The following is a 26,337-nucleotide window of genomic DNA, read 5'->3' as shown; positions in this document are numbered from 1 at the left end:
GGCGACCGGCTCGGCCACCGGCTCGGCGACCGGCTCGGCGACCGGCTCGGCGACCGGCTCGGCGACCGGCTCGGCCACCGGCTCGGCGACCGGCTCCGACAACCTGTCATTCGCGGTTCCCGGGTCGAACACCACCGGCAAAAAGGTCTTTGCACACTACTTTCCGCCGTACCCCATCTCCATCGAGAACAAGGCACCCGCATCGGATTACTATGCGATCAACTACCTCACCTCGCAGGGCGAGGGAGGCATCCACGCCAACTACGGCGGATTGCTGCGCGACCGCCCTGAGGCTCGCGCTCCGCGTTCGGGGGATTGGAAACTCACTGATATGAAAGAGGAAGTCACCGACGCGGCAGATGCCGGTATCGATGGCTTCACCGTCGACATCATGAGTCTGTCCGGCCTCAACTGGGAGCGAACACTCGATTTGGTGCAGGGCGCGGAGCAGTCCGGCAGAAACTTCACCATTGTCCCGAACCTGGATATGACGGCCAGCGCTGGAAAGGCCAGCATCGCGACAATCGCGGCGAAACTTGCCGAATTATACAAGTCCCCGGCCACCTATCGTCTGAGTACAGGCGAATTCGTTCTCTCCTCCTTCGCCGCCGAGCGTCAGAACGCGGTCTGGTGGGGGCAGTTGAAGTCGACGTTGGCTTCGCAGTATGGAATCAAGACGGCGTTCATCGCCGTATTCCTTAATGCCAGTGACGAGAACCTGAAGAGTTTTGCACCGATCAGTTATGCGTTGAGCAACTGGGGAACCCGGACGCCGGTGACCATCGAGAACGGTCCCGACTACGCGGCGAAGGCACGAGCACTCGGCGTGAAGTGGATGTCTCCCGTTGCCGTCCAGGACGTCCGGCCCCGAAGCTACCTCTATGACGAAGCCGGCAATACGGAAACCCTGAAGGCGTCCTGGAAACGGGCGCTGTCGAACGGTTCTGAATTGGTGCAACTGGTCACGTGGAACGACTACTCCGAGGGGACGTCGTTTGCTCCTTCGGCAGCGCACGGCGAGGCCTTCCTGGATATCAACGCGTACTACCTGAGCCAGTTCAAGAAGGGCTCGGCGCCGGCTATCGTCAACGACTCGATCTACTTGACGCACCGGATTCAGCCCTATGCAGCGACGCCGACCACGCCGCAGCAGCTCATGTCGCCCACGTTGAGCGGAACAGCCATGAAGCCTCGGGATACCGTCGGAGTGCTCACATTCCTCACGGCACCGGCGACGGTCACGGTCTCAATCGGAGGAAAAAAGACATCGTTCGAGGCGCCGGCAGGAGAATCAAGCAGGACGTTCCCGCTGGCGCTGGGCACGGTCGGTGCGAGTGCAGACCGGAACGGGGCGCAGATCGCCGCGGTCACCTCTCCGTACACAGTCGTTGCGCGCCCTGTCGTGCAGGATCTGCAGTATTACGCCGCAAGCAGCAGGACCCAGTAACCAGGATCATCGGAACATAGCCGGGTGCTGCCGAACTGCCTGCGGGTCGGCAGCACCCTTTTGTGTCGAGTAGATCGTGTGACATCGCTACCGTTTGCGGAGTGCGACTTCTTCCTCGTGGCTGCGGACGGGTTGTTCCTGACGTGACGGCTCCTGCTCCGCCGCCGTGTGCGGCATGTAATACCTGCCTCGATTTCGACCGAGAAGCCGAGCGGGTGCCAGGTTCAGGATCGCGCCGAGCAGCGGAGTCCCTGCCGTTTTGAGGCTCTCGACGGCTTTCCGGAGTTCCCGCGTTTCGACCTTTCCCGACCCGACGACGAGAACTGCCCCGCCGAAATACCTTCCGAGGATAGCTGCGTCAGTCACGGGCAGGAGAGGCGGGCAGTCGATGACGACGACGTTGAACCGGTCGCGCAGCGAGGCGAAAACCTGTTGGGCGTGTGTGGAGGAAAGCAGTTCGCTCGGGTTCGGGGGAACCTGCCCTGACAACAGGATCTGGAGGCCGTCCGGCCCCCAGGATTGGAGGACATCATCCACGTCGGCGTCGTGGGCCAGAATAGTCGAAAGACCGACCGATCCCTCGAGGTCGAAATAGTCGGCCAGGGACGGTCTCCGCAGGTCCGCTTCGACCAGACACACCAGGCTGCCGGAGGCCGCGAGTGTGATGGCGAGGTTCGCCGCCGTGACGGATTTTCCTTCGCCGGGAATGGACGAGGTGACGACGAACACCTTGTGGCGCTCATTCGCCTGGAGGAAATGCAGGTTCGTTCTGACCTGCTTGAATTCCTCGGCCCGAATGGGGCTGAAGCCTCGTTGCGGGACCAGCGGGTTGTTGACACTCCCGCGGTCGTACACAATCGTCCCGAGAAGTGTCAGACCGAACTGCCTGAGCTGTTCCGCGGTTCTCACTTTTGCGCTCGTCAGCTCCCGCAGGAGAATGAAGCCGAGCCCGGCAACGAAGCCGCCCAGCAATCCGGATGCCAGTGCGATCGACGGGCTGGGGGCGGAAGGCGCGGTGGGTGTCGTCGCACTCTGCACGGACTCGAGGCGTAGTGGTGTAGTGCCGTCGCTCCTTTTCGGGACCAGACGGATCACCGTATTGACCAGACTCGTCGCCACCGCGTCGGCAGTGGCGGCGGCGCGGTCCGGCGAGGTATCCGTGACAGCGATCGAAATGAGAGACGTGTTCAGTGGCACCGAGGCAGATACCCGATCACCAAGTTCACCGACAGTGGTTTTCAATCCAAGCGCGGTTATCACAGGGTCCAAGACGATCTGGCGGGTCGCCATGATGCTGTAATTGCGGGCCTGCTGTTGTGAATAATTGCTGCCCTGCGCGAGGTCACTGGTGCTATCGCTACCGATTGCCGAAACGAATAACTCCGCTTCCGCGGAGTACTCAGGCTCGGTGGTCAGCACGTAGACCGAAGCGGCGATGACGCCAAGAATGGTGAATGTGACGAGCGCAACCCATCGAGATCGCAAGAGGTTCCAGAATCCACGTTGATCCACGCGTTCGCCCTTCACCGTGTCGAGCGGCACCGGATTGACCAGCCAATACTGAGACTCTATCAAGAACCTCATTATCACAGCGACCCACGTAGGGGGGGCATATGCGTGCCACTATGAGCACATGATAGCCCGACGTCTCATGCGGCCTCGGTGGTGGAAATTTCTCGTCGTCGCCGTGCTTTTCGTGGGTGCCATCGGGCTTGCACTCCTCGCGCTGCAACCGGTCGGTACGGAAGACGCAGGAGCGCCGAAAGACCCATACCCCACCATCACCGCCGTTCCACGTGCTCCTACGGCCGTGTTCCTCGGTGGGGCATCAACCTCGGGAGCCGGAGTCAGCGGCCAGGCCACCCGTTGGTCGACTGGGCTCGCTGCAGACAAGGGCTGGCAAGAGGTCAATCTCGCGACAAAAGAAGGTGACATCGCGTTTGGAGTCACACCCGGAACCTGTGGGCCCTCGCCGTGTCCGAGCTACCAGGACTTGGTGGCCAAGACCGTCGGCCTGAATCCCTCCGTCGTCGTGGTGGCGGCGGAGCGGGCCGGCACGAATGTGGATCTGCCTGAAGCAGTGGCAACCATCAATGCCGCACTTGCCGCCCTGCGCGTCGGAGTGCCCGATGCTACTCTGGTCGTAGTCGGCCCGGCGGCGCTCAACGGTACGGACGATAGTCGGGCAGCCGAATTGGACAGTGAGGTTCGCGCCGCCGCGGCGCGCGTCGGCGCCACGTACGTTAGTCTGCTCGAACCGAATGTTCTCGATCCATCGATGGTCGCAAGTGACGGTGTCAGTGTGAACGAAGCAGGTCATGCCGCAATTGCAGTTCGTGTGAAAACTGCGCTTTCGTGACGGAACCTGGACCCGGCGCAACCGTCGGGACGTCGGGGTCGGCAACGACTTTTCGCACCGTCCTCGGGGTCACCGTTCTCGGTGCAATCCTTGCCGCTGTCGTGCCGCTGGCTCTCCTGGTACAGGTGCCAGACGTCGGCAGAGGACAGGCGTGGATTCTGACTCTGATCCTCGTCGTGTGGGCGGGTCTGCGACTCGCCCTCATCATCGTTGTCGGCCGTCCGATGCTGTTCGACTTCTTCTTCTGGATGTTCGTCTACGTCTTCATGGGGATTGCTCCAACCGTCCAGATCCGAAGTGGTCTCATCTCGCGGACGACGCAAGGTATCGACGAGTCGCTCGAGCTCCCCACGGCCGCCTTGGTCTGTCTCGGCGTCGCCTGCTATGAAATCGGGCGATTGGGTGCCTACGGGCATGAGCGCAGCAAGCTGACGACCGGGATTCGAGAACGGGGGAGTGCCCCCGTTCGGGTGGTGACCCAGGTGCGAACCTGGCCGACCCTGGTGCTCGTCGGCGCGGGCATCGTACTCAGCTTGTATTTCATCTCCAGGGTCGGTGCGGGATCGCTTTTCGGTAGCAGGGATCAAGCCTTTGCCGCGCGTTCAGCGGCGTGGACGGATCCCGCGGTGCGCTCGATCATGTACGCCGGTGCTATCTATCCGTTGTTGGTGGGCATCGGTGCGCTCGTGCAGCTGAGGCGGAGGACGACGGGGCCGCTGTCGATGGCCTATCGCGGCCTGATCGTTGTCGGGATTGCACTCCTTCTCACCGTCGTGAATCCGGTCAGCAGTGCACGCTACAGCCTGGGCACTGTCCTCTTCGCCCTCGCCGTTTTCGCGGGAGCCCTGCTCACCGTCGCGCGTGTTCGAGCGACCCTGACTGCAGCACTCGTCGGATTGATTTTTCTGTTCCCTCTGGCGGATGCCTTCCGGCGCCCGGAAGTCAACTTGGTGCGCAACGGTTTCTTCGGGGAGTACGAGGGGAACCCTGACTATGACGCATTCTGGCAAGTCGCCAACGCATTTTCGTACGGTCTTGACGGGCTGATTGAGCCGGGGCGCCAGGCGCTCGGCAGTGTTCTCTTCTGGGTGCCCCGAGGCGTCTGGCCGGACAAGCCTGTGGACACGGGAATTCTGCTCGCCCAATATCGCGGCTACAGTTTTCAGAACCTCTCTGCCCCGCTCTGGGCGGAATTCCTGGTCAATGGAGGTATCAGCGTCCTTATCGTGGGTTTTCTCCTGCTGGGCTACTCCCTGCGTGTCATGGACAGTCGACTTCTCCCCGCGTTCAATGCTGCGGGCTATTGGGCCATTGTCGGCGCGATCTTTCCGGTCTATATGACAATTCTCTTGCGCGGTTCACTGCTCCAGGCGACGGGAGTGGTGGCGGTCGCGTTGGCGTGTCTGCTTTTCGTCCGACAGTCGGGCAGGCCCCCCGGAAGTGACTCGCTCAGCGGTACGAAGTGGCCAGAGCTTCAGCGATCGCCTGCATCCCGAACCGGTTCCGGCTAGCCAGCGCGCCGGCGCGGCCCATGCTGTGAGTCAGAACGTCGTCGCGTAGAACCGTTGCAACGGCGCCGACGAGAGCCTCGAGAGTGTCATCCACCACAATTCCGCATCCGATCTCAGTGACCGCCGGAGCGAGTCCGCAGCTATCCGTGATGACCACCGGCACGCCGAGTGACATGGCTTCGAGAACTGACATCGGATACGGTTCATCGATGGAAGGCAGAACGTATACGGCGGCCCGCGACAACCGTTCGTTGGTTGCACCCGGGGCCAGGGGTCCCTCCCAGGACAGTATGCCTTTACTATCGGCCGCGTCGATGAGGCGCTGTACCGCTGGCCCCTCTCCCTCATCGGGACCGACCAGGGTGAACGACACCGTCGGGAATTCATCAGCGAGTGCGAGCGCCATTTTCACGAAGAGCTGCGGGCGTTTCCGGCGGGCGAGTCGGGCTAGATAGAGAACTTCCGTGCCCGCAGCGGGACCGTTCGCGCTCCCCGGCACCGGTACGCCATTGGCGAGATGCTTCAGATTGAGCGCCGTGCCCGCAACGGCACTGAGATCATTCCGTTCCTGGTCGGTGAGGTAGAACACCACCTTCGCCCCCCTCAGAGCCGGTCGGGTGACGAACGCGTCCAGAGGAATCGCCAATGGACTGTCTGAAGGGTCGATCATTCCGTGAGTCTGCACCACGTACGGTATCCCGGCCTTGCGCAACCAGCGCGCCGCAGGGAGCGTGACGAGGTCACGGGCGGCATGAATGTGCACAACGTCGAACGAGCGCGCGGCCTGCTTGAGCCAGTGCTGCAGGGCGGGTGCGCACAGGCCGGCGAAACCGATACCTGGGATGATCGTTCGGGCGGGGAACAGACGGAGCGGCACCCCGTCGAATTCATGGGGGGCCGCTTCGCCGAATCCGCGGGCGCCGCCGGCTACCACTACGTCGTGGCCTGCTTCACGGAGGGCTTTGGCCTGGTTCAACGCGACGCGAACGGGACCTCCATACTCACCGTTGGGACTGACGAGCGTCACGATGGAGAGCACACGCATTCAGGTCTGGTCCCGGTTCTGTGTGTGTTCCGGTCGTTCCGCGCGCGGCGCGCGCAGGAACGCGCCGGCGGGCACCTTCCCAGAGACCAGAGCCGTCGCGCCGATAACGCTGTCATGGCCGATCCGGCTTCCTCGGAGAACTGTTGCCCTGGCCGCGATCCAGGCGCCGTCTTCCACGATAATCGGCGCATTGTCGAATTCGAATGTCTGCGAGGTGCGGTCATGGCTGCCCGTGCACAGCATGACACCCTGGGAAATGCACACGTCACTGCCAATGATCACCGGCTCGAGATTCAGAATCCAGACCTCTTCACCGATCCACGAGTTGTCACCGACGACCAGTTTCCATGGCCAGTGGATGCGCACGCGATGGCGGATCAAAACATTGTCACCGATCGTGGCGCCGAAAAGCCGAAGGAGCGCCACGCGGAGACGGGGCGGGCACCACCACCGGACAACAACGAGTCCGGAGAGGAGAAGCCAGGCGATCTGCCAGAGCGAATTCCGCCCCCGTTCGTAGCCTGCGCCGGAGAATCCGGCCAGGTTCCGGCGAGGGAGACCTGACGGTTGGGCCATCGGTGGTCTCGCGTCGCTGACTGACATGACGGTCAGTGTACGCAGACAACCGATCAGCGGCTAGATATCCCGTTGAACCATGTTGCTGCTAGCTTGTTCGCATGCAACCCCGTCGAACTGAGCGTGGGCAGGCGAGATGAGGGTCCGATGAAGGCAGGTGCGCCGAGGGGTAGACGGCTGAGGCGCGTTCGCGCCAGCATGAACACCATCGTCGGATACTCGATTTCGATGGTGCTCCTGGCTGTCGTCTCGCTTGCGGTCATCCCCTCAATGGTCATGGCAAGCGGCGCGGCAGCGTGGGGAATGATTGCGGCAGGCCAGTCCATCGGCGGCGTGGGTGCGGTTATCGTGGCTTACGGCTGGGGTCTCTCGGGGCCGGCCTCCGTGGCGAGGGCAGACGCGAACATGCGACTCACCGCATATGCGGAGTCGGTTATCTGCAAGCTGCTGATCATTGTGCCCGTCGGCCTTCTTGTTTTTTCGGTGGCCTGGGGTGTCGGTCGCGACTACGCCATCTTCGCCGGAGTCGGTGCCCTGTCCACGGCGACCGTGGGACTGACCGCGAACTGGTGGTTCGTCGGTCTCATGCAACCGTACCGACTCTTGGTTTTCGAAACCGTCCCGCGGGTTCTCGGGACCGGCATCGGCATTTTCTACATGACTCACGGGTCGAGTGCTCTCGTGGGTGTGCTCTGGCAGCTGATCGGTATGGTGACGGCATTCATGGCCTCCACCATATGGATCCTGCAACCGTGGAGACTCCGTCGACTCCGGTCGCTTCCGCGCAGGCGGATAGGGATGGTGCTTTCTTCGCAGCGGCTGGGTGTCACCTCGACCGTGCTTTCCTCGCTGTATACCTCGACCCCGATTGTCATTGTGTCGTTGATCGCCCCGGGCGCGCAGCCGGTTTACGCCGTTGTCGAGAAGGTGCAGCGCCAGGTGATCGTGGGACTCGGCCCATTCGTCACGATCCTCCAGGGCTGGGTGCCCAAAGCTCGAAGGCAGGACCTCGTCCGCCGAGTCAGGACGGGGCTGGTCGCCGCCGTGGTGTTCGCGGTTGCGCTCGCCGGTCTCATGCTGGCCGTAGCCCCGGAACTGGTGCGTTGGCTCGGCGGCGGCCAGATCAAACCGTCCTTTGTCACCTTGATACTGATGGCGCTGATCACCGGAGTGAGCCTGATCGAGGCGGTCGTCAGCAAGGCCTGCCTGGCGGCATTGCGCAGACTCGATGTGGTGACCGGGGCGACGGCCATCGGAACTCTGGTCGGTCTACCCTGCGTCGCGATCGGAGCCGTGTCCTGGGGGGCAGAGGGGGCGCTCTGTGGTATCTTCGCTGGGCTTTCGCTCAGGCTTCTGCTTGAACTCATGGGCATGCGCCGCGCAATCGCCCAGCGCAGCGAGGATGCGCTCGACGTGACAATGGTTCCGGAAATCGGGGTGAGCGGCTCTTGAGTCAGATCAAAGACGCGATGAGGGCGCTGGCTTGGGCGCTGCCGGCGAGCACGGCTAAGAACCGGCTCCTTCGCTCGATCGGCCACGACATTCATCCGACCGCAATGGCGCGATCCTGTCTCGTCCTTCGGGTCACACAGGTCTCGATGGGAGCGAACAGCCGGATAGGCCGATGGAACCTGCTCAAGAACATGCGCCGGGTGTCAATCGGTGATCACGCAACCATCGGCCGCTTGAACGTTTTTTCATCCCACCCCGTGTACAAGCGGCTCTACCCGGACGGCGCGGCACTGGAAATGGGGCCTCATTCAAAAATTACGAGCCGGCATCAGTTCGATTGCTCCGGCTCCATAGTGATCGGCGAGTACTCCAGTGTCGCCGGGCACGAAACCAAGATTGTGACGCACAGCATCGACGTTCGACGAAATGCTCAGGCGGCATATCCGGTGCGAATTGGAGCCCGGAGTTTCGTCGGAGCGCGCTGTCTGCTCTTCGGCGGCGCTATCTTGCCGGATCGGTCGGTCCTGGCGGGAGGATCGGTGCTCGCCCGTGCGAGATCGGGCGGGTTGCCCGGACTATGGGCGGGTGTTCCGGCCGCGCTCCGCGGGCCGATCGACGGTGAGTGGTTCGAGCGTTCGACCACGGGAACCAGTCGGGTCTTCATCCCGGCTACGGGAGAAACGGTGGAAGACGCGCTTTAGCCGCGGGCAGACAGTGCCCGGAACCATTTGCCGAGCAGTAACGCCATGATCAGCGCGTTGGCGGCCAAGAGAAGGCTGTAGACCACCACGAAAGCACCGGGCCAGCCAGTGAGGATGAAGCTGAGCGAGAGGATCCCGTAGTCGGCCGGCAGCAGAGCAATGGCCCTGGCTCTCGAGGGGCGACGAGCCCCGCCCTCGCCGATGGCCGAGGTCGTGGAGGTTGCGTTGGCTGAACGGCGCAGGAGCAGCTCAGTCAGCAGGCCACCCACGAAGGTGACAACGGACACGACCTGGAATGCGAGGGGCACGAGATACCAGATCGGCTCCGTGGACCAGAAGCGGTACGCCGTGATGAGGATCGCTGCGTGGACCGCGACGATCTTGCCGGCGTCCACGACGTGGTCGAGCCACTCGCCAGCGGGGGAACCGCGGCCGGTCAGGCGCGCGACCTGACCGTCTGCCGAATCCAGCGCAAAGCCGAGAACGAGGAGGACCGCAACGCCGACGGCTCGGATCGGGCTTGGTTCTCCGCTGACCAGGAGAACAAGACCCGCCCCGGTCGCAAGGGCCGACAGCCCGGTCACCTGATTGGGCGTCATCCTGAGCCCAAAACACACCGAGGCCAGCACGCGCCCCAGCGGTCGATTGACGTATCGCGTGTACAGCGACACCCCGGTCTGTGCCTTCTGCGCACTCGCAAGCTGTGCGTGAGCTTCACGAAACTGTGTCATCACGGGCCATCCTCGGATTGATTGAGCGTGGGCAGCGTGCCCCGTCCTCGGCACATGTTAGCCCCTCGTCGGACGTCACTCCTCCGGGGCATTGCGGGTGTGGCGCACAGGGCGTACGTTTCCGCCGATCCCACTTTTCGCTAAACGTGAGCAATGCTTTCTTACCCAAAGCGCTCCAAGGCCGCGTGAGGCTGGATTCCATAGTTCATTCGCGGTCATCAGAGCTTTTCGGCGATGAGGCTGTTCACCCGAGGGATAGGTAGCTATGCGTAAGCTTGCCGCAATTTTCACGACCGTGGCTGTCGTGGCCGGACTCGTCATAGCGAGTCCCGTGCCACAACCGGCGTCGGCGCTCTCCGCCGGCGTCGCCTTCAGTGCGGACAACCTGTCGACCTGGCAGACGAACGGCGTTGTCTACGGAGTCGGCACGGTGCACGGAAAAGTCGTGGCGGGCGGAACATTTTCTGAGATCAGGCCGCCCAGCGGCGGTGCGGGAGTGCCGAGGAACCAGGGAACGCTTGCGATTTTCAACGCGGAGACAGGAGCCCCTGACAGCTGTCAGTTCGCCATGACCCTTAATGGGGCCACGCCGACCGTGCGGTCGGTGGTTGCCTCACCTGACGGCAACACCATCTACATCGGGGGCAATTTCTCCTCCGTCGGCGGGGTGAACGCCGCGCGGGTAGCCGCGATCGACCCGGTCGCCTGCACCGTCAAGCCGTTCCGGGTGGCGGGGGTATCTTCCCTCGTCCGCGGCATGGCTGCCACCTCGTCCACCCTGTACCTGGCTGGGGAGTTCCAGACCGTCGGCGGCCAGGCGCGCAAGCGCTTTGCAGCGGTGGACGCGACGTCGGGCGCGCTTCTGCCCTGGGCCCCGGCGGCTGACACTGTCGGGCGGGCCGTGGCCGTCTCTCCCGACCGCAGCAGGGTAGCCATCGGTGGGGACTTTTTCACGGTCAATGACCAGGATTCCCACTCCATCGCGGTCGTCGATGCGACCACCGGCGCAAACGTGCGTAATTACCCTCTCGGCTTCATCCCGCGTACCTCGGTGACCAAGACCCTGTGGTCGGACGGCACGGCGTTCTACGGGGGCAACGAAGGAACGGGGGGCGGAGTCTTCGACGGTCGCTTCGCCGTCAATTGGAGCACACTCGACCAGACTTGGCGGGACAACTGCCTGGGCGCAACGCAGGCGGTGCTCGAATACCAGGGCACCCTGTATTCCGCGAGTCACGCGCACGACTGCTCATCGAACAACGCCTTTCCTGACGGGAGACGGATGTTTTTGATGGCACAGAACACCTCGGACGCGGCTTTGCTGGGCTGGTTCCCGACTTCCAATGACGGTACGGGCGAAGGAATCGGCCCGCGTGCTCTCACCATTGCCACCGGCGCCACAACGGGAAAGAAGTACCTCTGGTACGGCGGTGAGTTCACTGTCATCAACGGCGTAGTCCAACAGGGACTCACACGCTTCGGTCCGGATGACGTCGGTGCGCCGCCCACCCCGGTCGTTGCAGCCGAGGCGCTCACTTCGGGCGCCAATCAGATTCGCTTCCGCACCGTGGTCGACCCTGACGACAGTGCCTTGACGTACAACGTCTACCGGAACGGCGGAGCGACCCCAATCTGGACCGGCTCTGCCAGTTCCCTGTGGTGGACCCGTCCCCAGGTGACCGTCGTTGACACGAATGTCGCCGCGGGCACGAATTACACCTACCGGGTGACGGCGAATGACGGGGTCAACACCAGTCCGCTGTCGGCGTCAGTAGCAGCCCGCGCCGTCACCAAGGGGGTTGACTATCCCACTCAGGTGATCCAGGACGGAGCCAGGCTGTATTGGCGTCTGGATGAGGTTTCCGGTCCCTGGGCACAGGACAAGTCCGGTGCGACGGTCACCGGCCTGAACGGCCTATACAAGAACGGCGTCACCTACCGGGCGCCTGGCGCGATCGTCGGTGACACCAACACCTCCGCTACGTTCAATGGGACTGATGGCTACATCTGGAGCGACCAGCAGAAACCGGCACCCACCACTTACTCGATCGAAACCTGGATCAAGACGACATCCACCCAAGGGGGGAAGATCATCGGATTCGGGGATGGTCGGCCGAGCACCGGGACTGGCAACACGAACCTGAGCGGGAATTACGATAAACACATCTACATGGATAACCAGGGTCGCCTGACCTTCGGTGTCTACATCGGTCGCACCGAAACGATCAAGACGGCCTCGTCGTACAATGATGATAAGTGGCACCACATCGTGGCAACCCAGAGCGGGTCCGGGATGAAGTTGTTCGTGGACGGCGTCCGGGTGGGCCAGAACGCCACCAGCACCAGCCAGCAATACAGCGGTAACTGGCATGTCGGTGGCGACAACCTGAATGGCTGGCCCAGCCAGCCGTCTAGCGCTTTCTTCGGCGGCCAGATAGACGACACCGCGGTCTATGCATCCGCCCTGAGCGCCGCGCAGATCGCCCAGCACTACACTCTCGCTGGGGGAACCCTCGCCGTTCCGCCGACCCCGACAGACGCGTATGGAGCCAGGATCTACACGGACGAGCCTGATGTGTACTGGCGCCTCGACGAAACCTCTGGAAGCGCGGCGAAAGACTCATCGTCCGACGCCCAGAGCGAAGGAGATTACGGCGCTGCAGTCCAGCTGCAGCAGCCGAAGGCGATCAAGGTCGGGACTGCCGTGCAGACCAGCGGAACTCAGGACGGCGGCATTGCGACCAAGACCGCACGCTCATCGGTTGCCCAGTTCTCCACGGAAGCTTGGTTCAAGACGGACACGACATCCGGCGGGAAGATCGTCGGCTTTGAGAACGTCGCAACCGGGCAGGGTTCGAATTACGACAAGCAGATCTACATGACCAATTCCGGGAGCATCATCTTCGGCGTGTACGTCGGGGGCTTCCAACTCATCGAATCGCCGGCGGGATTCAACAACAACGCCTGGCATCACGTAGTGGGCACGCAGGGACCCGATGGGATGAAGCTCTACCTGGATGGCACAGAGGTCGGCTCGAACCCTACCAACTTCAACCAGGCGTTTGACGGCTACTGGCGTGCCGGTGGTGGCAACCTCAACAGCTGGCCCTCGCAGCCCGACAGTCCCTATTTTGCGGGCACGCTCGACGAGGTGGCGGTCTATCCGTCGGCCTTGAGCGCAGCGGCCGTCGCGGCTCACTACGAGCTGGGCTCCAACACCGCTCCCGATGTCATGGCGCCGAGCGCTCCCTCCGGCCTGACGTCAACCGTCTCAAACGGCGCCGTCGCGCTGGCATGGACTCCGTCAACGGACAATGTCGGTGTCACCGGCTATTCGGTGCACCGCGGGTCTGCATCCGGCTTCGTCGCTGACGCCACCAACAAGATCGCCGACGTGACAGATGCGTCATATACGGATCCGGGGCTCGCTGACGGAACGTACCATTACGTCGTGGTCGCCTACGACGCCAGAGGCAACGCAAGTCCGGCTTCCGCGTCGGTATCCGCGTCGGTGGCGACCGCCGACACTGACGTGCCGAGTGTTCCGACTGGTCTGACGGCGTCGGTGTCGGGGAGTTCGGTTTCGGTGGCCTGGACGGCGTCGACGGACAATGTCGCGGTGACGGGTTATTCGGTGTACCGGGGGTCTTCGGCTGAGTTCGTCGCTGATGCGTCGAGCAAAATCGCAGATGTTTCGGGTGCGTCGTATTCGGATCCCGGTCTGGCGTCGGGTGTTTACTTCTACAAGGTGATGGCGCGTGATGCTGCCGGCAATGTGAGTGCAGCCTCTGGTACCGCGGAGGCGACGGTTCAGGCCGCCCCTGTGGGACCGGTGGTCCTTACGACCGGTGCCAGCGAAGACTCGACGACGTACCAGGTGCTTCCCACGACCAACTTCGGGTCCAATAGCCAGTTGTCGTCCCGGGGGGCGGGCACGTCGCTGATCGAGTCGTACCTAAAGTTTGCAGTCCCGGCTGCGCCGGTGGGCACTGTGCTCAGCGGGGCGACCCTGCGGATTCGAACCTCGACCGACTCGACCGCCGCCTCGGTGGATGCCCAGACATTTAAGCTGCTGAGTGGGAATTGGACGGAGGGCACGGTGAACTGGAACAACCGACCCACCGGTCTGGGACTGGATCTGGGGAGCCTCGCCGGCGCATCGGCAACGAACACGGCTTACTTGGTCACGCTCGATGCGGCGCAGCTGAGAACTCTCGCTGGTTCAACGGTGTCCGTCGCGCTGATCAGTGCCGGCCCGGACAACCTCCGGCTGTGGTCGACCAACAGCACCAACGTCACCTATCGCCCGCTGCTCACCCTGACCTACACAGCGAGCTGAATGTCCAGCGGTACCGACGTGCAGAGCACGGCTGACATCAGCCGCGCTCCGTTCCTGCCGCCAATAAACCGAAGACAGTTCCTCCTGGCCGGCGCCTCAACACTGCTGCTGTCGGCTTGCCAAGCCACGCCCGCTCCCCCGGTCTCCGTACTCCCGACTGCTGCGGCACGATATGCAATCGGAGATCTCCTCGGAACGACACCGTTCTACATAGCTCACCGTGGCTCCGGAGACAACTGGGTCGAGCACAGCTTCGATTCGTACAGCCGCGTGATCGACAGCGGGGCCAAAGCGATCGAAGTCTCGGTCAGCGCCACCTCAGACGGCGTGTTGGTGTGCCATCACGATCTGACGACCAAGCGGATGACGGGTGTCGACCTCCCGATCGCGGAAGTCACCTGGGAGGAACTGTCGCAACTTCGCAGCGACGCGAGAGCCTGGCTCGGCCCTGCGGCAGAACGGGAGCCGCTGCCGTTGCTCGCCGACGTACTGGATGCCTTCGCCACAACGCACGTGATCTTTCTCGAAGACAAGCAAGGCACGAATACGGAAGCCCTGCTCAAGGTCATGGACAGCTACTCGCACTCCACGGAGCATTTCGTCTGGAAACAATGGGCAGGTGCAACGCAATACACACTGGTCGACGGGCACGGTTACATAACCTGGGGATACTTCACTCCGGAACTTTTCGAGCGTGCAAATGAACTTGCGCCTCGTTTCGATTTGCTCGGGGTGTCACACAGGGCGACGGATGCGCAGGTGGCCGTGTTGGTGGGCTTCGGCAAACCGGTTATCGCGTGGGAGGTGCACTATCGCTCGATGCGTGACCGGATGAGCGACCTCGGCGTGGCCGGGATGATGTGCTCTAATCTGCCCTACGTGACCGGGACGACCGCTGGGAGTCAGGGTGACGCCTTCGGAACCGGGCTGCGGGCCGCCGGCGACCTGCCCTGGACCATTGACGAGGGCACTCTGGTGCAGCCCCTGATCGACGCGGGCGCCGCATCCGTGGCACTGGACCACCGGGACGTGCAGAGCTACTTGATGGGCTCAATGTGCCCGGTGGGTCTCGGATCATACCGGATCACGTGCGAGCTCCGTTGGCCGGAATCGCTTCCAAGGGAGGAGCAGCACGCCGGGCTCGCCTTCGGTGCCGCCGACGACCGCCCTTATCGAGTCAGGGTGGCCAGCGATGTGTCCGGGTACCACATGATTCTCCGGGCGAACGGCTCCCTTGAATTATTCAGCCGGGTCGCGGGGACGACCGAGGGCACGCGATTGAGAGCGGTGCTGACCGCCCCACCACGGGCTTCGGAGTGGGTGCGTCTCCAGATCGAAGTCCTCGCAAACAGTATTCGGATCCTGCGACTTGACGGTGACGGCTGGTCGATGGACATCGATGATGCGAGCTACCGGGGAGGCTATTTCTGGCTATGCAAGAACTACCAGGATGGACCGCCGGTCGAATTCAGGTCAATCCTCGTCAGTTGATGTCCATTCGTTCCGGGCTGTCCATTTCCGCTTCACTTCGGTTCGATTGCATCCGTCGCCCCGGTCAGAATCGGCCTCGCCAACCGATTTCTCTCGACACCGCCGTCAACGGCTCCCTTCTCCAGAATTCGCCGAATCCGGCCGATTGCAGCGTCTGAGGACAGGAAGTCGGCCGAGAACTTCCGCCCGGCCGCCCCGTACGCGGCCGAAGACTCCGCATCGCCACCGAGCATCTCGGCCGCGTCCACAAGGTCGCCGGGGACCGCGGCGTTGATTCTGATTCCGCCGCCGGCCAACGCCAGCTCATCGGCGGTGACACTGGATTCATCAGTTGCCGCGATGACGGGTAACCCCGTGTTGAAGTACGTCGTGAGTTTGCTCGGTACGCACATTTCCGTCAAGCCAGGCCGCTCATTGACGAGCAGGATGTCTGCGGCTGAGAGGGTCGCCTGGAACGCTTCTTCGGGTAGGGGATCGATGAATTCGAGACGGCGGTTTCCGCCCATGGCTTCGAGTTGATGCCGCTTGTTTCCGTCGCCGAGGAGAACGAATCTCACTCTCGATCCCCGCTTCTCTGCGATCTCTGAAGCGTGGACAACGTTCTCGAGAGCCTGTTTGGCACCCATGTTCCCCGCGTGGAGAACGACGATATCATCCGATTTCCAGCCTCGAGTGGTGCGCACATCTTCCCGACGGTGGCCGTTCGGGTAGTCGGTGTGACACCAATTGCGAATGACCTCTACGGAGTCGGCGTCGATGGCCAGCTCCTCAACCAGATAGCGCTTGAACCGCTCGTGGATCACGACGACTGTGTTCGCACTGCGGAGGATGGACCGCTCGATCCCGCGGAGCAACCAGGTGGCCAGGCGGCCCCCTGTTCCACTCTCGGACACTCCGAGGCTATAAATGTCCTGCACCCAAATACAGGTGTTGGTATGGACCAGGCGCGCGCGCAGCATTGCCGCGCCCACGGAGAATAAGGCAGGTGTAACCAGCACGGCGACGTCAGGCTTGTCCCACTTGCTGAACACTGCCCGAATCCCGAAGCTGAGTTCCATACCCAGGCGGTTCCACAGACGCGGTTTCGACGGCACACCGTGAGGGGCCCTGGTGACATTGACACCTCTGATTCTTTCGTGCGCATGCTCGCGCCCGTGTACGCGGTTGTGGCCGTCGTAGCCGTCGTAGATCCGCCATTGCGGGTAATGCGGATTGCCGGTGATCACAGTGACCGGGTGACCGGTCGCGGCCAGTGCTTCCGAGAGCCCCGCGGTGTAGACGGCGATGCCGGTCGGCTCGGGGGAATAGTTGAGTCCAATGATGGTGACCCTCATCTGCCCGCTCACCGCCCGCGAAAATCTGCTTGATGGGAAACAAACCAGGCGTAAGCGTCTTCGAGGCCGTCCTCGAGATCGATCGTCGGCTTCCAGCCCAGCGCCTGGATGCGGGTAACGTCCATCAACTTGCGAGGAGCACCATCGGGCTTGCTGTTGTCGAAGGTCAGACGGCCGGTGAAGCGGGTGACTTTGGCGACCGCCGATGCCAGGTCGTTGATGCTGCAGTCAGAGCCGGTCCCGACGTTGACGTGCGACAGCATCGGCGTAGTGCTGGCCTGGTACACCTCCCGGTCCAGTTCCATGATGTGCACGCTGGCCGCCGCCATATCGTCTACATGAAGGAATTCCCGTCGCGGGCTGCCGCTGCCCCAGATGACGACCTTATCCTCCCCGCCTTCTCGTGCGTCGTGGAAACGCCTGAGTAAACCGGGGATGACATGGCTGAAGGATGCGTGATAGTTGTCTCCGGGACCATAGAGATTCGTGGGCATCACGCTTCGGTAGTCCCGCCCGTACTGGCGATTGAAGCTCTCGCACAGTTTGATTCCGGCGATCTTGGCGATGGCGTACGGTTCGTTGGTGGCTTCGAGCGTGCCGGTCAGGAGCGCGTCTTCGGCCATCGGTTGGTGGGCAAACTTGGGATAGATGCAGGACGAGCCGAGGAATAGGAGCCTCGGAACGCCGAAGTCGTGCGCGGACTTGATGATGTTGGCCTCGATCAGGAGGTTGTCGTAGATGAAATCCGCCGGCGAGGAGTCGTTGGCTTCAATCCCGCCGACTTTCGCGGCAGCGAGATAGGCCTGATCGATGTGATTGCCCTCGAAGAAGGCCCGAACGGCTCGCTGGTCGACGAGGTCGAGTTCCGAATGACTGGCGGTCACGATGTTGACGTAACCCAACGACGTGAGTCTGCGCACGATCGCCGAGCCCACCATCCCGTTGTGTCCCGCGACGTAGACAGCAGCGCCGGTGTTGCGGTTCACCAGCTTTCCAGGGACACGAGGGAGGGAAAACCGTGACTTTTCAGGAGGGCGGTTTTCTGCGCGATCATCAGGTCGGAGGCGACCATCTCCGCGCACATCTCCCGCACGCTGATCTCCGGCAGCCAGCCCAGCTTCAGGCGCGCGCGTGTCGAGTCGCCGAGCAGAGTGTCGACTTCGGCTGGCCTGAAGTACCGGGGATCGACTCGCACGATGACGTCTCCCGGGCGAACGGCAGGGGAGAGTTCTCCGACGACGCTGTCGACGATGCCGATCTCATTCAGGCCCTCACCCTCGAATCTCAAGGTGATGCCGAGCTCGCTCGCCGACCATTCGACGAATTCGCGCACAGAATATTGGACTCCCGTGGCGATCACGAAGTCTTCCGGTGCGTCCTGCTGGAGCATCATCCATTGGAGCCGAACGTAGTCGCGTGCATGGCCCCAGTCGCGGAGAGAGTTTAGGTTTCCGAGGAACAGGCCGGACTCGAGACCCTGGGCGATGTTAGCGAGGGCCCGAGTGATTTTCCTAGTCACGAACGTCTCACCGCGACGCGGGGATTCGTGATTGAAAAGAATCCCGTTGCAGGCGTACATCCCGTAAGACTCTCGGTAATTCACGGTCATCCAGTAGGCGTACAGCTTGGCGACCGCATACGGAGAACGGGGATGGAAGGGCGTGATCTCACTCTGGGGTGTCTCCCTGACCAGTCCGTACAGTTCAGATGTCGAGGCCTGGTAGAACCTCACCCGGTCCGTCATTCCCAGCAATCGCACCGCCTCAAGCAGGCGCAGGGTGCCTAGGGCATCGATGTCAGCGGTGTATTCGGGCATTTCGAAGCTCACGGCCACATGGGATTGTGCACCCAGGTTGTAGATCTCGTCCGGCTGCACCTCCTGAATGATGCGGGTGAGGTTCGATGAGTCGGAGAGATCCCCGAAATGGAGGAAGAAGCGCGCGTTGCGCTCGTGCGGATCCTGATAAATGTGATCGATTCGCTGTGTGTTGAGCTGCGATGAGCGGCGTTTGAGTCCGTGCACCTCGTAGCCCATCGACAGGAGGAACTCGGCCAGGTAGGAGCCGTCCTGGCCGGTTACACCGGTGATGAGTGCCCGTTTCGGAATCATGGTTGTCCTATCGCTCGCTGTTGCTGAAGTCATGAACCGGTTGGTTGTCGGGCGCGTTGGTGGACATGGCCGTCAGCGCAAGGCGAAGGGCCGTGCTCGAGGTCGAGATGGTGTACGGGAAAAAGATGACTTCTACGCCCACCTCGGCGAATTGGCGCTCAAGACGGCGACCTTTCTCGGTGCCCTTCCAGTCGTCGCCTTTGAAATAGACGTCAAAGCGAAGAGAGCGCCAGGTATCCATCTTGTTGTCGGCGATTTCAGCTACCGCTTCATTGACAAAGGCGATGTGGCGAACGATCTCAAGCCTCTCGGCCAACGGCACGACGGGTAGTGAACCCTTGGTCACCAGGAGCATCTCGTCAGACATCACGCCGGCGATCAAATAGTCGCATTGGCTCTTCGCGTTTCTAAGGATGTTGAGGTGACCGATGTGGAAGAGGTCGAAAGCCCCGCCAGCGTAGCCGACTGTCCTTGTCACGGTGATTCCTCCGTTGATCGGTTTTTCGCATTCTTCATCAGTACGCACCCACCGGGCGCATGACGGTTTTGAAGGTGCGCCAGATGATGATCAGGTCACCGGCCAGCGACCAGTTCTCGACGTAGTAGAGGTCGAGCCGCACGCTGTCCTCCCAGCTCAGATTCGACCGGCCGTTGATCTGCCACATCCCCGTCAGACCCGGCTTGATATATAGACGCCGGTGCACGTGGATCTCGTAGGCTTCGACCTCCACCGGAAGCGGCGGTCGCGGGCCCACGAGGCTCATGTTCCCGACCAGGATGTTCCAGAGCTGGGGAAGCTCGTCGAGCGAGTACTTGCGGAGCACACGTCCCACCCGGGTGATGCGCGGATCATTGCGAATCTTGAAGAGCGCTCCGGATGCCTCGTTCTGATCGAGCAGGCCTGCCAGGTCGTCCTCGGCCGTCTGCACCATGGAGCGGAATTTGACCATTTGAAAGGTGCGCTCATTGCGCCCGCACCGCTCCTGGTGGAAGAGGACGGGACCCGGGGAGTCGAGCTTCACCGCAATCGCGATGGCCACCAGGAGCGGCCAGAAGACAAGGAGTGCGATCCCGGACACGCCGATGTCCAGGAAGCGTTTGAGGACGTGCTTTGTCCCCTCGAATTGTGGGATCTCAACGTGGATCAGGGGCAAGCCTTCGACCGGCCGGAAATGGATGCGCGGACCGGCGACATCCGTGAGTTGGTTGGACAGCACCAGGTCTGCGGATGTCCCCTCCAACTGCCAGCCGAGGGTGCGGATGTACTCGCTCCCCCAGCTGGGCTGGCCGGCGACGATCACGGTATCGACGGCAAGATCGGCGGCCGCGATGGCGACGTGTGCCGGGTCGGAAACCACCGGAATCGTTCGGCTTTCGGTTTTCACCGGGGACTTCGAGTCGCTCGCGAGTGCCACCCCCACCACGTAGTAGGTGGCGCCGGCATTCTCAATCTGGCCGACCACGTATTCGACGTCGGCTCGATTTCCGACCACGATGACTCGCGCGAGGTAGTGGCCGAAAAGCCTCTGGCGCAGCAACCACCGGCGCCAGAGCCAGCGTTCCAGCACAAGGCCGCACATGCCGAGGGGGAGTGCGAGCACGAAGAAGCCGCGTGCGACGTCGACCTGGAATGCCAGGAAACCGATTGCGAGGAGGCCAAACGTGATCGCGCTCGCGTTGATCACCTGTTTGTACTCGGTGGCCCCGATCCCGATGACGCGGGAGTCCCGAGTGTGGAAGACCCCCAGGGTCGCGATCCAGCTGAGCATGATGAGCAGGGCGACCAACCAGTAGTCGGCCCGATATCCGCCGACGGATGCTTGGGCACCCTCACCGCCGAACCTGACGATCAGGGCCGTCGCGACCGCGGTCGTGACGATGCCCACGTCGCTCATCAAGAGTTTCATCCGAAACTGTTTGGCCCAGACCAGGCCGGACGACTTCGCGTCGACGCTGACTGGGTTCTTCAGCGCCGGTGCCGGCACCAGGGCGAGCTTCGGCTGGGCGGTGGGAAGGCGCCCCGCGAAGGGCAGGCGCGGTTGAGGGTCCGTCACCGTCTGCTCACCCCGCCAGCAAGGGGCGGTGGAGCGCTCGGCGCTCGGCCTGGGTGGGGCCGGTGAATATTGGTCGACGAATAGGTCGACACGTCGCGGACGTCTTCACGTGAATCCTCTGCATTTCGGGTGTACAGAGCGGGATGGGATTCGCCCGGGAAAGCCTGTCTAGGGAACGAGACAACCCGACCAAACAAACAAGTGATAAATCTTCAACTGCTTGCGAGCTGACCATACCCCCGAACGCCCAAGTCGGCTCGGACCCCGAATGGGGGACGGGCGGAGCTCACTCATCTCGGTGGGTGGGCACATCGTGCGCAGGGCACCTAATGTTCCATTAGCGAGCTCGACAACCCGGACGCCATCATCGCGGCAGCGGACCACTTCGACGGGTAGCTTTTTCTCATGACATTCAACGACAACGCGAACATCGGCGGCGGCCGGGTCAGCAAAAGGGGCCGCACCGCGGGAATCGCAGTGGGCGGCGGCGTGGGTGCGATCGCCCTCTTTCTGCTCTCACAGCTCCTGGGTGTCGACCTGAGTGGCCTGGCCGGCGGCGGCACGCAGCCCGTCGACAGCGGCAGCGTGTCGAATCTGCCCGAGTGCACGACCGGCGCCCAGGCGAACGAAGACGTCGAGTGCCGGATCAAGGGCGCGGCGGCGTCCCTCGACGTATTCTGGGCTGAGGAACTGCCCGCCCGCGGAGCCGAATACCAGCGGCCGCCGGTTGCGCTGTTCACCGACAGCGTCGGAACCGGGTGCGGCGGGGCCACCAGCGCCACCGGGCCGTTCTACTGCCCGCCGGATGCGACCATCTACATCGACACCGCGTTCTTCGGCGACCTGCGCACCCGCTTTGGCTCGTCGGGCGGCCCGCTCGCCGAAATGTACGTCGTGGCGCACGAATGGGGCCACCACATCCAGAATCTCGATGGAACACTCGCGGCCTCCCAGGATGGACAGACCGGGGCCGGCTCCAACGCGGTGCGCGTCGAACTTCAGGCCGATTGTTTCGCCGGCGCCTGGGCCGGGGCCGCCTCCGACACCCGCGACACTGGCGGAGTGCCCTTCCTGAAGCCCATCACCCCGGCACAGATTCAAGATGCGCTCAGTGCGGCATCCGCAATCGGCGACGACCGCATCCAGGAGTCCATGTAGGGCCAGGTCAACCCGGAGGCCTGGACCCACGGCTCCAGCGAACAGCGCCAGCGGTGGTTCCAGACCGGCTTCGACGACGGCGCCGGTAGCTGCGACACGTTCGCGCCGGCCGACGCGGTGCTGTAGAGCGGGCGGGTCAGTTGCGCGTGAGTATGCCGTCGTGTTCGGTGTAATCTTCGCCGGTGACCGGACACACAAAGCGGTTGTCTCCCTCGGCCCGCAGGGGCAGGCCGCTGCGTCCGACCCAGCCGGTGCGCCGAGCCGGCACGCCGACCACCAGGGCGTAGTCGGGGACATTCTCGGTGACGACCGCACCGGCTGCCACCATGGCCCACCGTCCGATCGTGAGCGGGGCGATGCAGACCGCGTGGGCGCCGATCGACGCGCCGGTACGCACGGTCACCCCCACGAGGTCGCGGTCGTCGGTGGCCCTGAGCGTTCCGTCGGGATTCACGGCCCGAGGATGCGTGTCATTGGTGAAGACCGCCGCGGCGCCCACGAAAACCCCGTCCTCCAATAGGGAAGGCTCGTAGATGACCGCGTAGTCCTGGATCGTACAGTGCCGCCCAACCACGACGCCGGGTCCGATATAGGCGCCGCGGGCGAGAACGCACTCGGGGCCGAGCCGCGCGTATTCGCGCACCTGCACGAGCGGGCGGATCGTGCAACCGGGGCCGATCACGGCGCTTGGATCGATCTCGGCCGACGCCGCGACTCCCATCACGTCCCCTCGGGTGGCAGGAAAAGGGTCGGGTGCTCCGCGGGGGGGCGGAGGAATCGACGACAAAGAAGCGTATTCACGGTGATTCCCTGCAGTTCGGGTTACAGGTCGGAGAAGTGCTGCCGCGGTGGCTGCCGCGTGCGCCGCTGCCGGGAATCCTCGCACGACATCTGCGAACAATCTGACGTTTTCTCAGCGAGTCACAGCACGGAATGTACCCCCGTTTGGACGCGAGCTACTAGGACCTCTTCGGGGGNGGGGGGGGGGGCTTGGTTCGGGAGGTGAACGCGCTGCGAGCCGGAGTCTTCCCCGGGCGGCCTACGGATACCGGGCTGCGAGGCAAAAAAAAAAGAAGGCCACCCCAGTAGAAGCCTGGGAATGACCTTCAGTGGCCCCGACCGGCGTCGATCCGGTGACCTTTCGATTTTCAGTCGAACGCTCTACCAACTGAGCTACAGGGCCAGAAGTGGCTTCGAGAAGCCGCTTCAAGGAAAAAAACCCTCTCTGTCGAAAGGGCTTGTTGCCTGTGCGACCCTGACCGGACTTGAACCGGCGACCTCCGCCGTGACAGGGCGGCGCGCTAACCAACTGCGCTACAGGGCCTCGTAAGAAGATCTAACGAGAGTCGAACTTTGTCTAGCTGTTTTCGTACTTACTTATTCTTGCACATCCCAGACCTGCAGGATGCGTAGCCCCAACGGGATTCGAACCCGTGTTAACGCCGTGAAAGGGCGCCGTCCTAGGCCGCTAAACGATGGGGCCGAGACGCCATAAACCTCATGGCTTCCGACGCATAAGCATACGGTCTACCGCCCGGGAATCTCAAATCGAGAGCAAAAAGTGTTCCTTCCGGGGGTGTCGCAGGCATTGAGCCCGTGAATTTCCCAGGTTTCGCTTGGCGGGCCGCTAGATTCAAGGGGGGTGTTTTTACCCTGTTGTTGTTACTCTGAGTCGGTCTCAAGCAGTAGCAGATGTGTGTAACGAGCCCGATCGGGGAGTAATGAAGCGCACGGCAGTTCTCTTCAGCCGGGAAGCACGAGCGGAAAAGGGGGGTGACGGATCCGCGGGCAGCAGGCGCAGTCGCCGCCACCGTGTCAGCCTGGCGACCGGTTTCGTCGCTGCGCTCTCCCTCTTTGTTTCCCTCATCGGTCCGGCCGGCCCGGCCCAGGCCATCGACTATCCAACGTGGCAGGACGTGCAGAACGCCAAGTCCAACACGGCCGCCGCCTCGGCGCAGGTCAGCCAGATCCAGGGTCTGATCGCCGACCTGCAGACCCAGGTGGAGCAGACCCAAGCCGAATCCGAGGCCCGCGGAGCGGAACTGCAGGCGGCGCAAGAGAAGTTCGACGAGGCCAGCCGGCGCGCCGCCGACCTCGAGGCGCAGTCCGCCGCGAGCTCCGCGGTGGCGGCGACCGCGACTCGCCAGGCCGGCCAACTTGCCGCCCAGCTCTACCGCACCGGCGGCACCGACCTGAGCGTGAACCTCTTTCTCGACGGCGAGGGGCGCGGCGAAGACGCCGATGCGCTCCTGTCCAAGCTGGGCAGCATGAGTAAGCTCGTCGAACGCAGCAGCAGCGTCTACGAGCAGGCGCAGACCGCCACCAACGTGGCCGAGTCTCTGGGTGACCAGGCCAAGGTCGCCCAAGCCGAGCGCGAGAAGCTTCGCGTCGCGGCCGAGGAAGCGCTCGTCGCTGCGCAGGCCGCCGCGCAGGCGGCCGCCAGTGCCCTAGCCGAGTCGGAGGCGAAGAGAGTCGAACTCGACGCCCAGCTGGCGTTCATGCAGGATGCGCAGGCCACTACGTCGGCCGGCTACGAGGCCGGAGTGGCCGAGCGGGCGCGACTGGCCGCCATCGAAGCGGAACGGGTGCGCGTCGAGCGCGCTGCGGCCAGCGCGCGGGCGGCCGCAGCGGCCGCAGCTGCAGCGGCCGCGAGGCCGAGCAACGGGGGAGGCTCGTCCAGCAGCTCCGGCGGCTCAGTCGGCGGCGGTGGCTGGGCGGTTCCATCCGGCGGGCGCATCACGGACGGCTACGGCCCGCGTGCGCAGATCTGCGGCAACGAGGGCTGCAGCAAGGGCTTCCACAGCGGCACGGACCTCGGCGCCGGCTGCGGCTCGGGAATCTACGCGGCCAGCAGCGGCACCGTCGTCTACGCCGGTCTCTACGGAACCTACGGCAACTTCGTTTTGATCCAGCACGCCAACGGCATCTCCACCGGGTATGCCCACATCCGCTCGGGCGGCATCTTCGTCTCCAACGGCGAGAGCGTCTCCGCGGGGGAGAACATCGCCAGCGTTGGGGAGACCGGTGCGGCCAGCGGCTGCCACCTCCACTTCGAGGTGCGCACCAACGGCAGCCAGATCAACCCGGTTCCGTTCATGTCGGACCGGGGCGCTTCCCTTGGCTAGGGACACCGACCGACGGGGGTGGCGCAAGAAGCCCTCCCGTCTGTTCGCGGCGGTCGCCCTCGGAGCTGTCTCGGCATCCGTGGGCGTCGCGGCGCCGGCGGCGTTCGCCGTGCCCGGCTACCCCAGTTGGGACGACGTGGCGAAGGCCAAGCTCAGCGAGGCCACCAAGCAGGCCGAGATCGAATCGATTACCGAGCTGCTCCAGGGCCTGCAGATCTCGGCGGCGGCGGCCACCAAAGCCTCGCTGATCGTGGCGGAGGCCTACCGGGTCGCGCTGGACGACCTCGAAGCGGCCACGGCCCGTGAAGCGAGCCTGGCGAGGCAGGCCCAGACGGCGGAGGCCCGTGCCGCGACCTCGAAGCTGCGGGCTGGCCTGATCGCAGCCCACCTGGCGAAGACCGGCGCCCAGGATCTGTCGCTGAGCCTGTTTCTCAACGGCGACAACTCCGATGAGTTGCTTGGACGGCTCGGCACCGCGAGCAAGCTGAGTGAGCAGTCGGACACGATCTACCGCGAAGCACTGCAGGATAAGAACACCTCCGAGTCGCTCGGGAAGCAGGCGGCATCCGCTGCCGAGGAACGCACCCGGCTCAGCGCGGAATCGCTGGCCAGGTACGAGGCGGCGAATGTGGCCGCGCAGGCCGCCGAGACGGCCTACGAGACCGAGCAGCGGCGCTCCACTGAGCTGTTCGCGCAGCTGGCCCTGTTGAAGGACACCACGGCCGAGGCCGAACGCGCCTACCAAGCCGGTCAAGATGCCGAGGCGGCGACGGCGGCCCTCGCCCGGGCGCAGGCGGCGGCCGCCCAAAAGACCGCAGCCGACGCCCAGAAGGCCGCGGGCGGCAAGAGCACGCCCCGGCAGCCGGCGGCCCAGCCCGCGCCCCAGCCCGCAGCACAGCAGCCC

The 26,337-nt window shown here is 63.5% G+C and carries 19 protein-coding genes, 3 tRNA genes and 1 pseudogene; 10 read left to right on the top strand and 13 right to left on the bottom strand.

Going from position 1 to position 26,337, the window contains the following annotated elements; genetic code table 11:
• Positions 1–1,447, top strand: a 1,447-nt coding sequence (locus E3T34_RS12895) for a glycoside hydrolase family 71 protein (RefSeq protein WP_134343219.1), incomplete at its 5' end; no start/stop codon positions are given.
• An 87-nt stretch (positions 1,448–1,534) separates the two neighbouring features.
• Here the strand turns inward: E3T34_RS12895 and E3T34_RS12890 are convergent.
• Positions 1,535–3,022, bottom strand: coding sequence for a polysaccharide biosynthesis tyrosine autokinase (locus E3T34_RS12890; protein WP_166785014.1), 1,488 nt, complete (start codon positions 3,020–3,022; stop codon positions 1,535–1,537).
• Between the two features lie 421 nt (positions 3,023–3,443).
• Here E3T34_RS12890 and E3T34_RS12885 point away from each other — a divergent pair, with 421 nt between their 5' ends.
• Together E3T34_RS12885 and E3T34_RS12880 are read left to right on the top strand one after the other, a co-directional pair.
• Positions 3,444–3,806 carry a hypothetical protein gene (locus E3T34_RS12885; RefSeq protein WP_134343217.1) on the top strand — a complete coding sequence of 121 codons (363 nt, stop codon included), beginning with the start codon at positions 3,444–3,446 and terminating at the stop codon, positions 3,804–3,806.
• Positions 3,803–5,317, top strand: coding sequence for a hypothetical protein (locus E3T34_RS12880; protein WP_134343216.1), 1,515 nt, complete (start codon positions 3,803–3,805; stop codon positions 5,315–5,317). The genes E3T34_RS12885 and E3T34_RS12880 overlap by 4 nt, the downstream gene beginning before the upstream one ends.
• On the opposite strand, the gene E3T34_RS12875 is transcribed toward E3T34_RS12880, so the two are convergent.
• The gene (locus tag E3T34_RS12875) at positions 5,256–6,362 is read right to left on the bottom strand and encodes a glycosyltransferase (RefSeq protein WP_134343215.1); all 1,107 of its coding nucleotides are present in this window, start codon (positions 6,360–6,362) and stop codon (positions 5,256–5,258) included. The two genes, E3T34_RS12880 and E3T34_RS12875, sit on opposite strands and share 62 nt — an antisense overlap.
• A complete protein-coding gene (locus E3T34_RS12870; RefSeq protein ID WP_241977410.1) occupies positions 6,363–6,788 on the bottom strand; it encodes a DapH/DapD/GlmU-related protein in 426 nt (141 codons plus the stop codon).
• A gap of 348 nt (positions 6,789–7,136) precedes the next feature.
• Between E3T34_RS12870 and E3T34_RS12865 the strand changes: the two genes are divergently transcribed.
• Together E3T34_RS12865 and E3T34_RS12860 are read left to right on the top strand one after the other, a co-directional pair.
• Positions 7,137–8,390 carry a hypothetical protein gene (locus E3T34_RS12865; protein WP_104102502.1) on the top strand — a complete coding sequence of 418 codons (1,254 nt, stop codon included), beginning with the start codon at positions 7,137–7,139 and terminating at the stop codon, positions 8,388–8,390.
• Entirely contained in the window at positions 8,387–9,091 is a 705-nt protein-coding gene (locus tag E3T34_RS12860; protein WP_104102499.1) for a DapH/DapD/GlmU-related protein, read from the top strand. The genes E3T34_RS12865 and E3T34_RS12860 overlap by 4 nt, the downstream gene beginning before the upstream one ends.
• Here E3T34_RS12860 and E3T34_RS12855 read toward each other — a convergent pair.
• Positions 9,088–9,822, bottom strand: coding sequence for a CDP-alcohol phosphatidyltransferase family protein (locus E3T34_RS12855; RefSeq protein ID WP_104102497.1), 735 nt, complete (start codon positions 9,820–9,822; stop codon positions 9,088–9,090). The genes E3T34_RS12860 and E3T34_RS12855 overlap by 4 nt on opposite strands.
• Before the next feature lie 265 nt (positions 9,823–10,087).
• Between E3T34_RS12855 and E3T34_RS12850 the strand changes: the two genes are divergently transcribed.
• Both E3T34_RS12850 and E3T34_RS12845 read left to right on the top strand, forming a co-directional pair.
• Complete coding sequence (locus tag E3T34_RS12850; RefSeq protein WP_134343214.1) at positions 10,088–14,161, top strand: LamG-like jellyroll fold domain-containing protein; 4,074 nt, start codon at positions 10,088–10,090, stop codon at positions 14,159–14,161.
• Positions 14,162–15,652, top strand: a complete 1,491-nt coding sequence (locus tag E3T34_RS12845) for a glycerophosphodiester phosphodiesterase family protein (RefSeq protein WP_104102492.1) — start codon at positions 14,162–14,164, stop codon at positions 15,650–15,652.
• Positions 15,653–15,684: 32 nt separating this feature from the next.
• Here E3T34_RS12845 and E3T34_RS12840 read toward each other — a convergent pair whose 3' ends face one another.
• The 5 genes from E3T34_RS12840 to E3T34_RS12820 are packed head-to-tail and all read right to left on the bottom strand — an operon-like array spanning position 15,685 to position 21,150.
• Positions 15,685–16,986, bottom strand: coding sequence for a glycosyltransferase (locus tag E3T34_RS12840; protein ID WP_134343213.1), 1,302 nt, complete (start codon positions 16,984–16,986; stop codon positions 15,685–15,687).
• Between the two features lie 8 nt (positions 16,987–16,994).
• Complete coding sequence (locus E3T34_RS12835) at positions 16,995–17,972, bottom strand: GDP-L-fucose synthase (RefSeq protein ID WP_104102488.1); 978 nt, start codon at positions 17,970–17,972, stop codon at positions 16,995–16,997.
• Complete coding sequence (gmd, locus tag E3T34_RS12830) at positions 17,969–19,093, bottom strand: GDP-mannose 4,6-dehydratase (protein WP_241976914.1); 1,125 nt, start codon at positions 19,091–19,093, stop codon at positions 17,969–17,971. The genes E3T34_RS12835 and gmd overlap by 4 nt, the downstream gene beginning before the upstream one ends.
• Positions 19,094–19,103: 10 nt before the next feature.
• Positions 19,104–19,574 carry an adenylyltransferase/cytidyltransferase family protein gene (locus E3T34_RS12825; RefSeq protein ID WP_104102482.1) on the bottom strand — a complete coding sequence of 157 codons (471 nt, stop codon included), beginning with the start codon at positions 19,572–19,574 and terminating at the stop codon, positions 19,104–19,106.
• A 37-nt stretch (positions 19,575–19,611) separates the two neighbouring features.
• Positions 19,612–21,150, bottom strand: a complete 1,539-nt coding sequence (locus E3T34_RS12820) for a sugar transferase (protein ID WP_233191492.1) — start codon at positions 21,148–21,150, stop codon at positions 19,612–19,614.
• 405 nt (positions 21,151–21,555) lie between these two features.
• Here E3T34_RS12820 and E3T34_RS12815 point away from each other — a divergent pair.
• A pseudogene (locus E3T34_RS12815) lies at positions 21,556–22,434 on the top strand (neutral zinc metallopeptidase).
• Between the two features lie 10 nt (positions 22,435–22,444).
• Here the strand turns inward: E3T34_RS12815 and E3T34_RS12810 are convergent.
• The 4 genes from E3T34_RS12810 to E3T34_RS12795 all read right to left on the bottom strand — a co-directional run bounded on the left by E3T34_RS12810 (position 22,445) and on the right by E3T34_RS12795 (position 23,791).
• Positions 22,445–23,029: an acyltransferase gene (locus tag E3T34_RS12810; protein ID WP_104102715.1), complete on the bottom strand. Its 585-nt coding sequence runs from the start codon at positions 23,027–23,029 to the stop codon at positions 22,445–22,447.
• Positions 23,030–23,418: 389 nt separating this feature from the next.
• Positions 23,419–23,491: transfer RNA gene (locus tag E3T34_RS12805), tRNA-Phe, on the bottom strand.
• Between the two features lie 67 nt (positions 23,492–23,558).
• Positions 23,559–23,632 (bottom strand) — tRNA-Asp (locus E3T34_RS12800).
• An 86-nt stretch (positions 23,633–23,718) separates the two neighbouring features.
• A tRNA-Glu gene (locus E3T34_RS12795) sits at positions 23,719–23,791 on the bottom strand.
• Positions 23,792–24,029: 238 nt separating this feature from the next.
• Between E3T34_RS12795 and E3T34_RS12790 the strand changes: the two genes are divergently transcribed.
• Together E3T34_RS12790 and E3T34_RS12785 are read left to right on the top strand one after the other, a co-directional pair.
• Entirely contained in the window at positions 24,030–25,433 is a 1,404-nt protein-coding gene (locus E3T34_RS12790; protein ID WP_104102476.1) for a M23 family metallopeptidase, read from the top strand.
• The coding region (locus tag E3T34_RS12785; RefSeq protein WP_134343212.1) for an NlpC/P60 family protein at positions 25,426–26,337 on the top strand (912 nt) is incomplete at its 3' end. The genes E3T34_RS12790 and E3T34_RS12785, both read left to right, overlap by 8 nt.

Source organism: Cryobacterium sp. TMT1-62 (assembly GCF_004403145.1).
GTDB lineage: Bacteria > Actinomycetota > Actinomycetes > Actinomycetales > Microbacteriaceae > Cryobacterium > Cryobacterium sandaracinum.
Note: the sequence above shows the minus strand (reverse complement) of the source record. Positions and strands in the feature narration are given on the sequence as shown.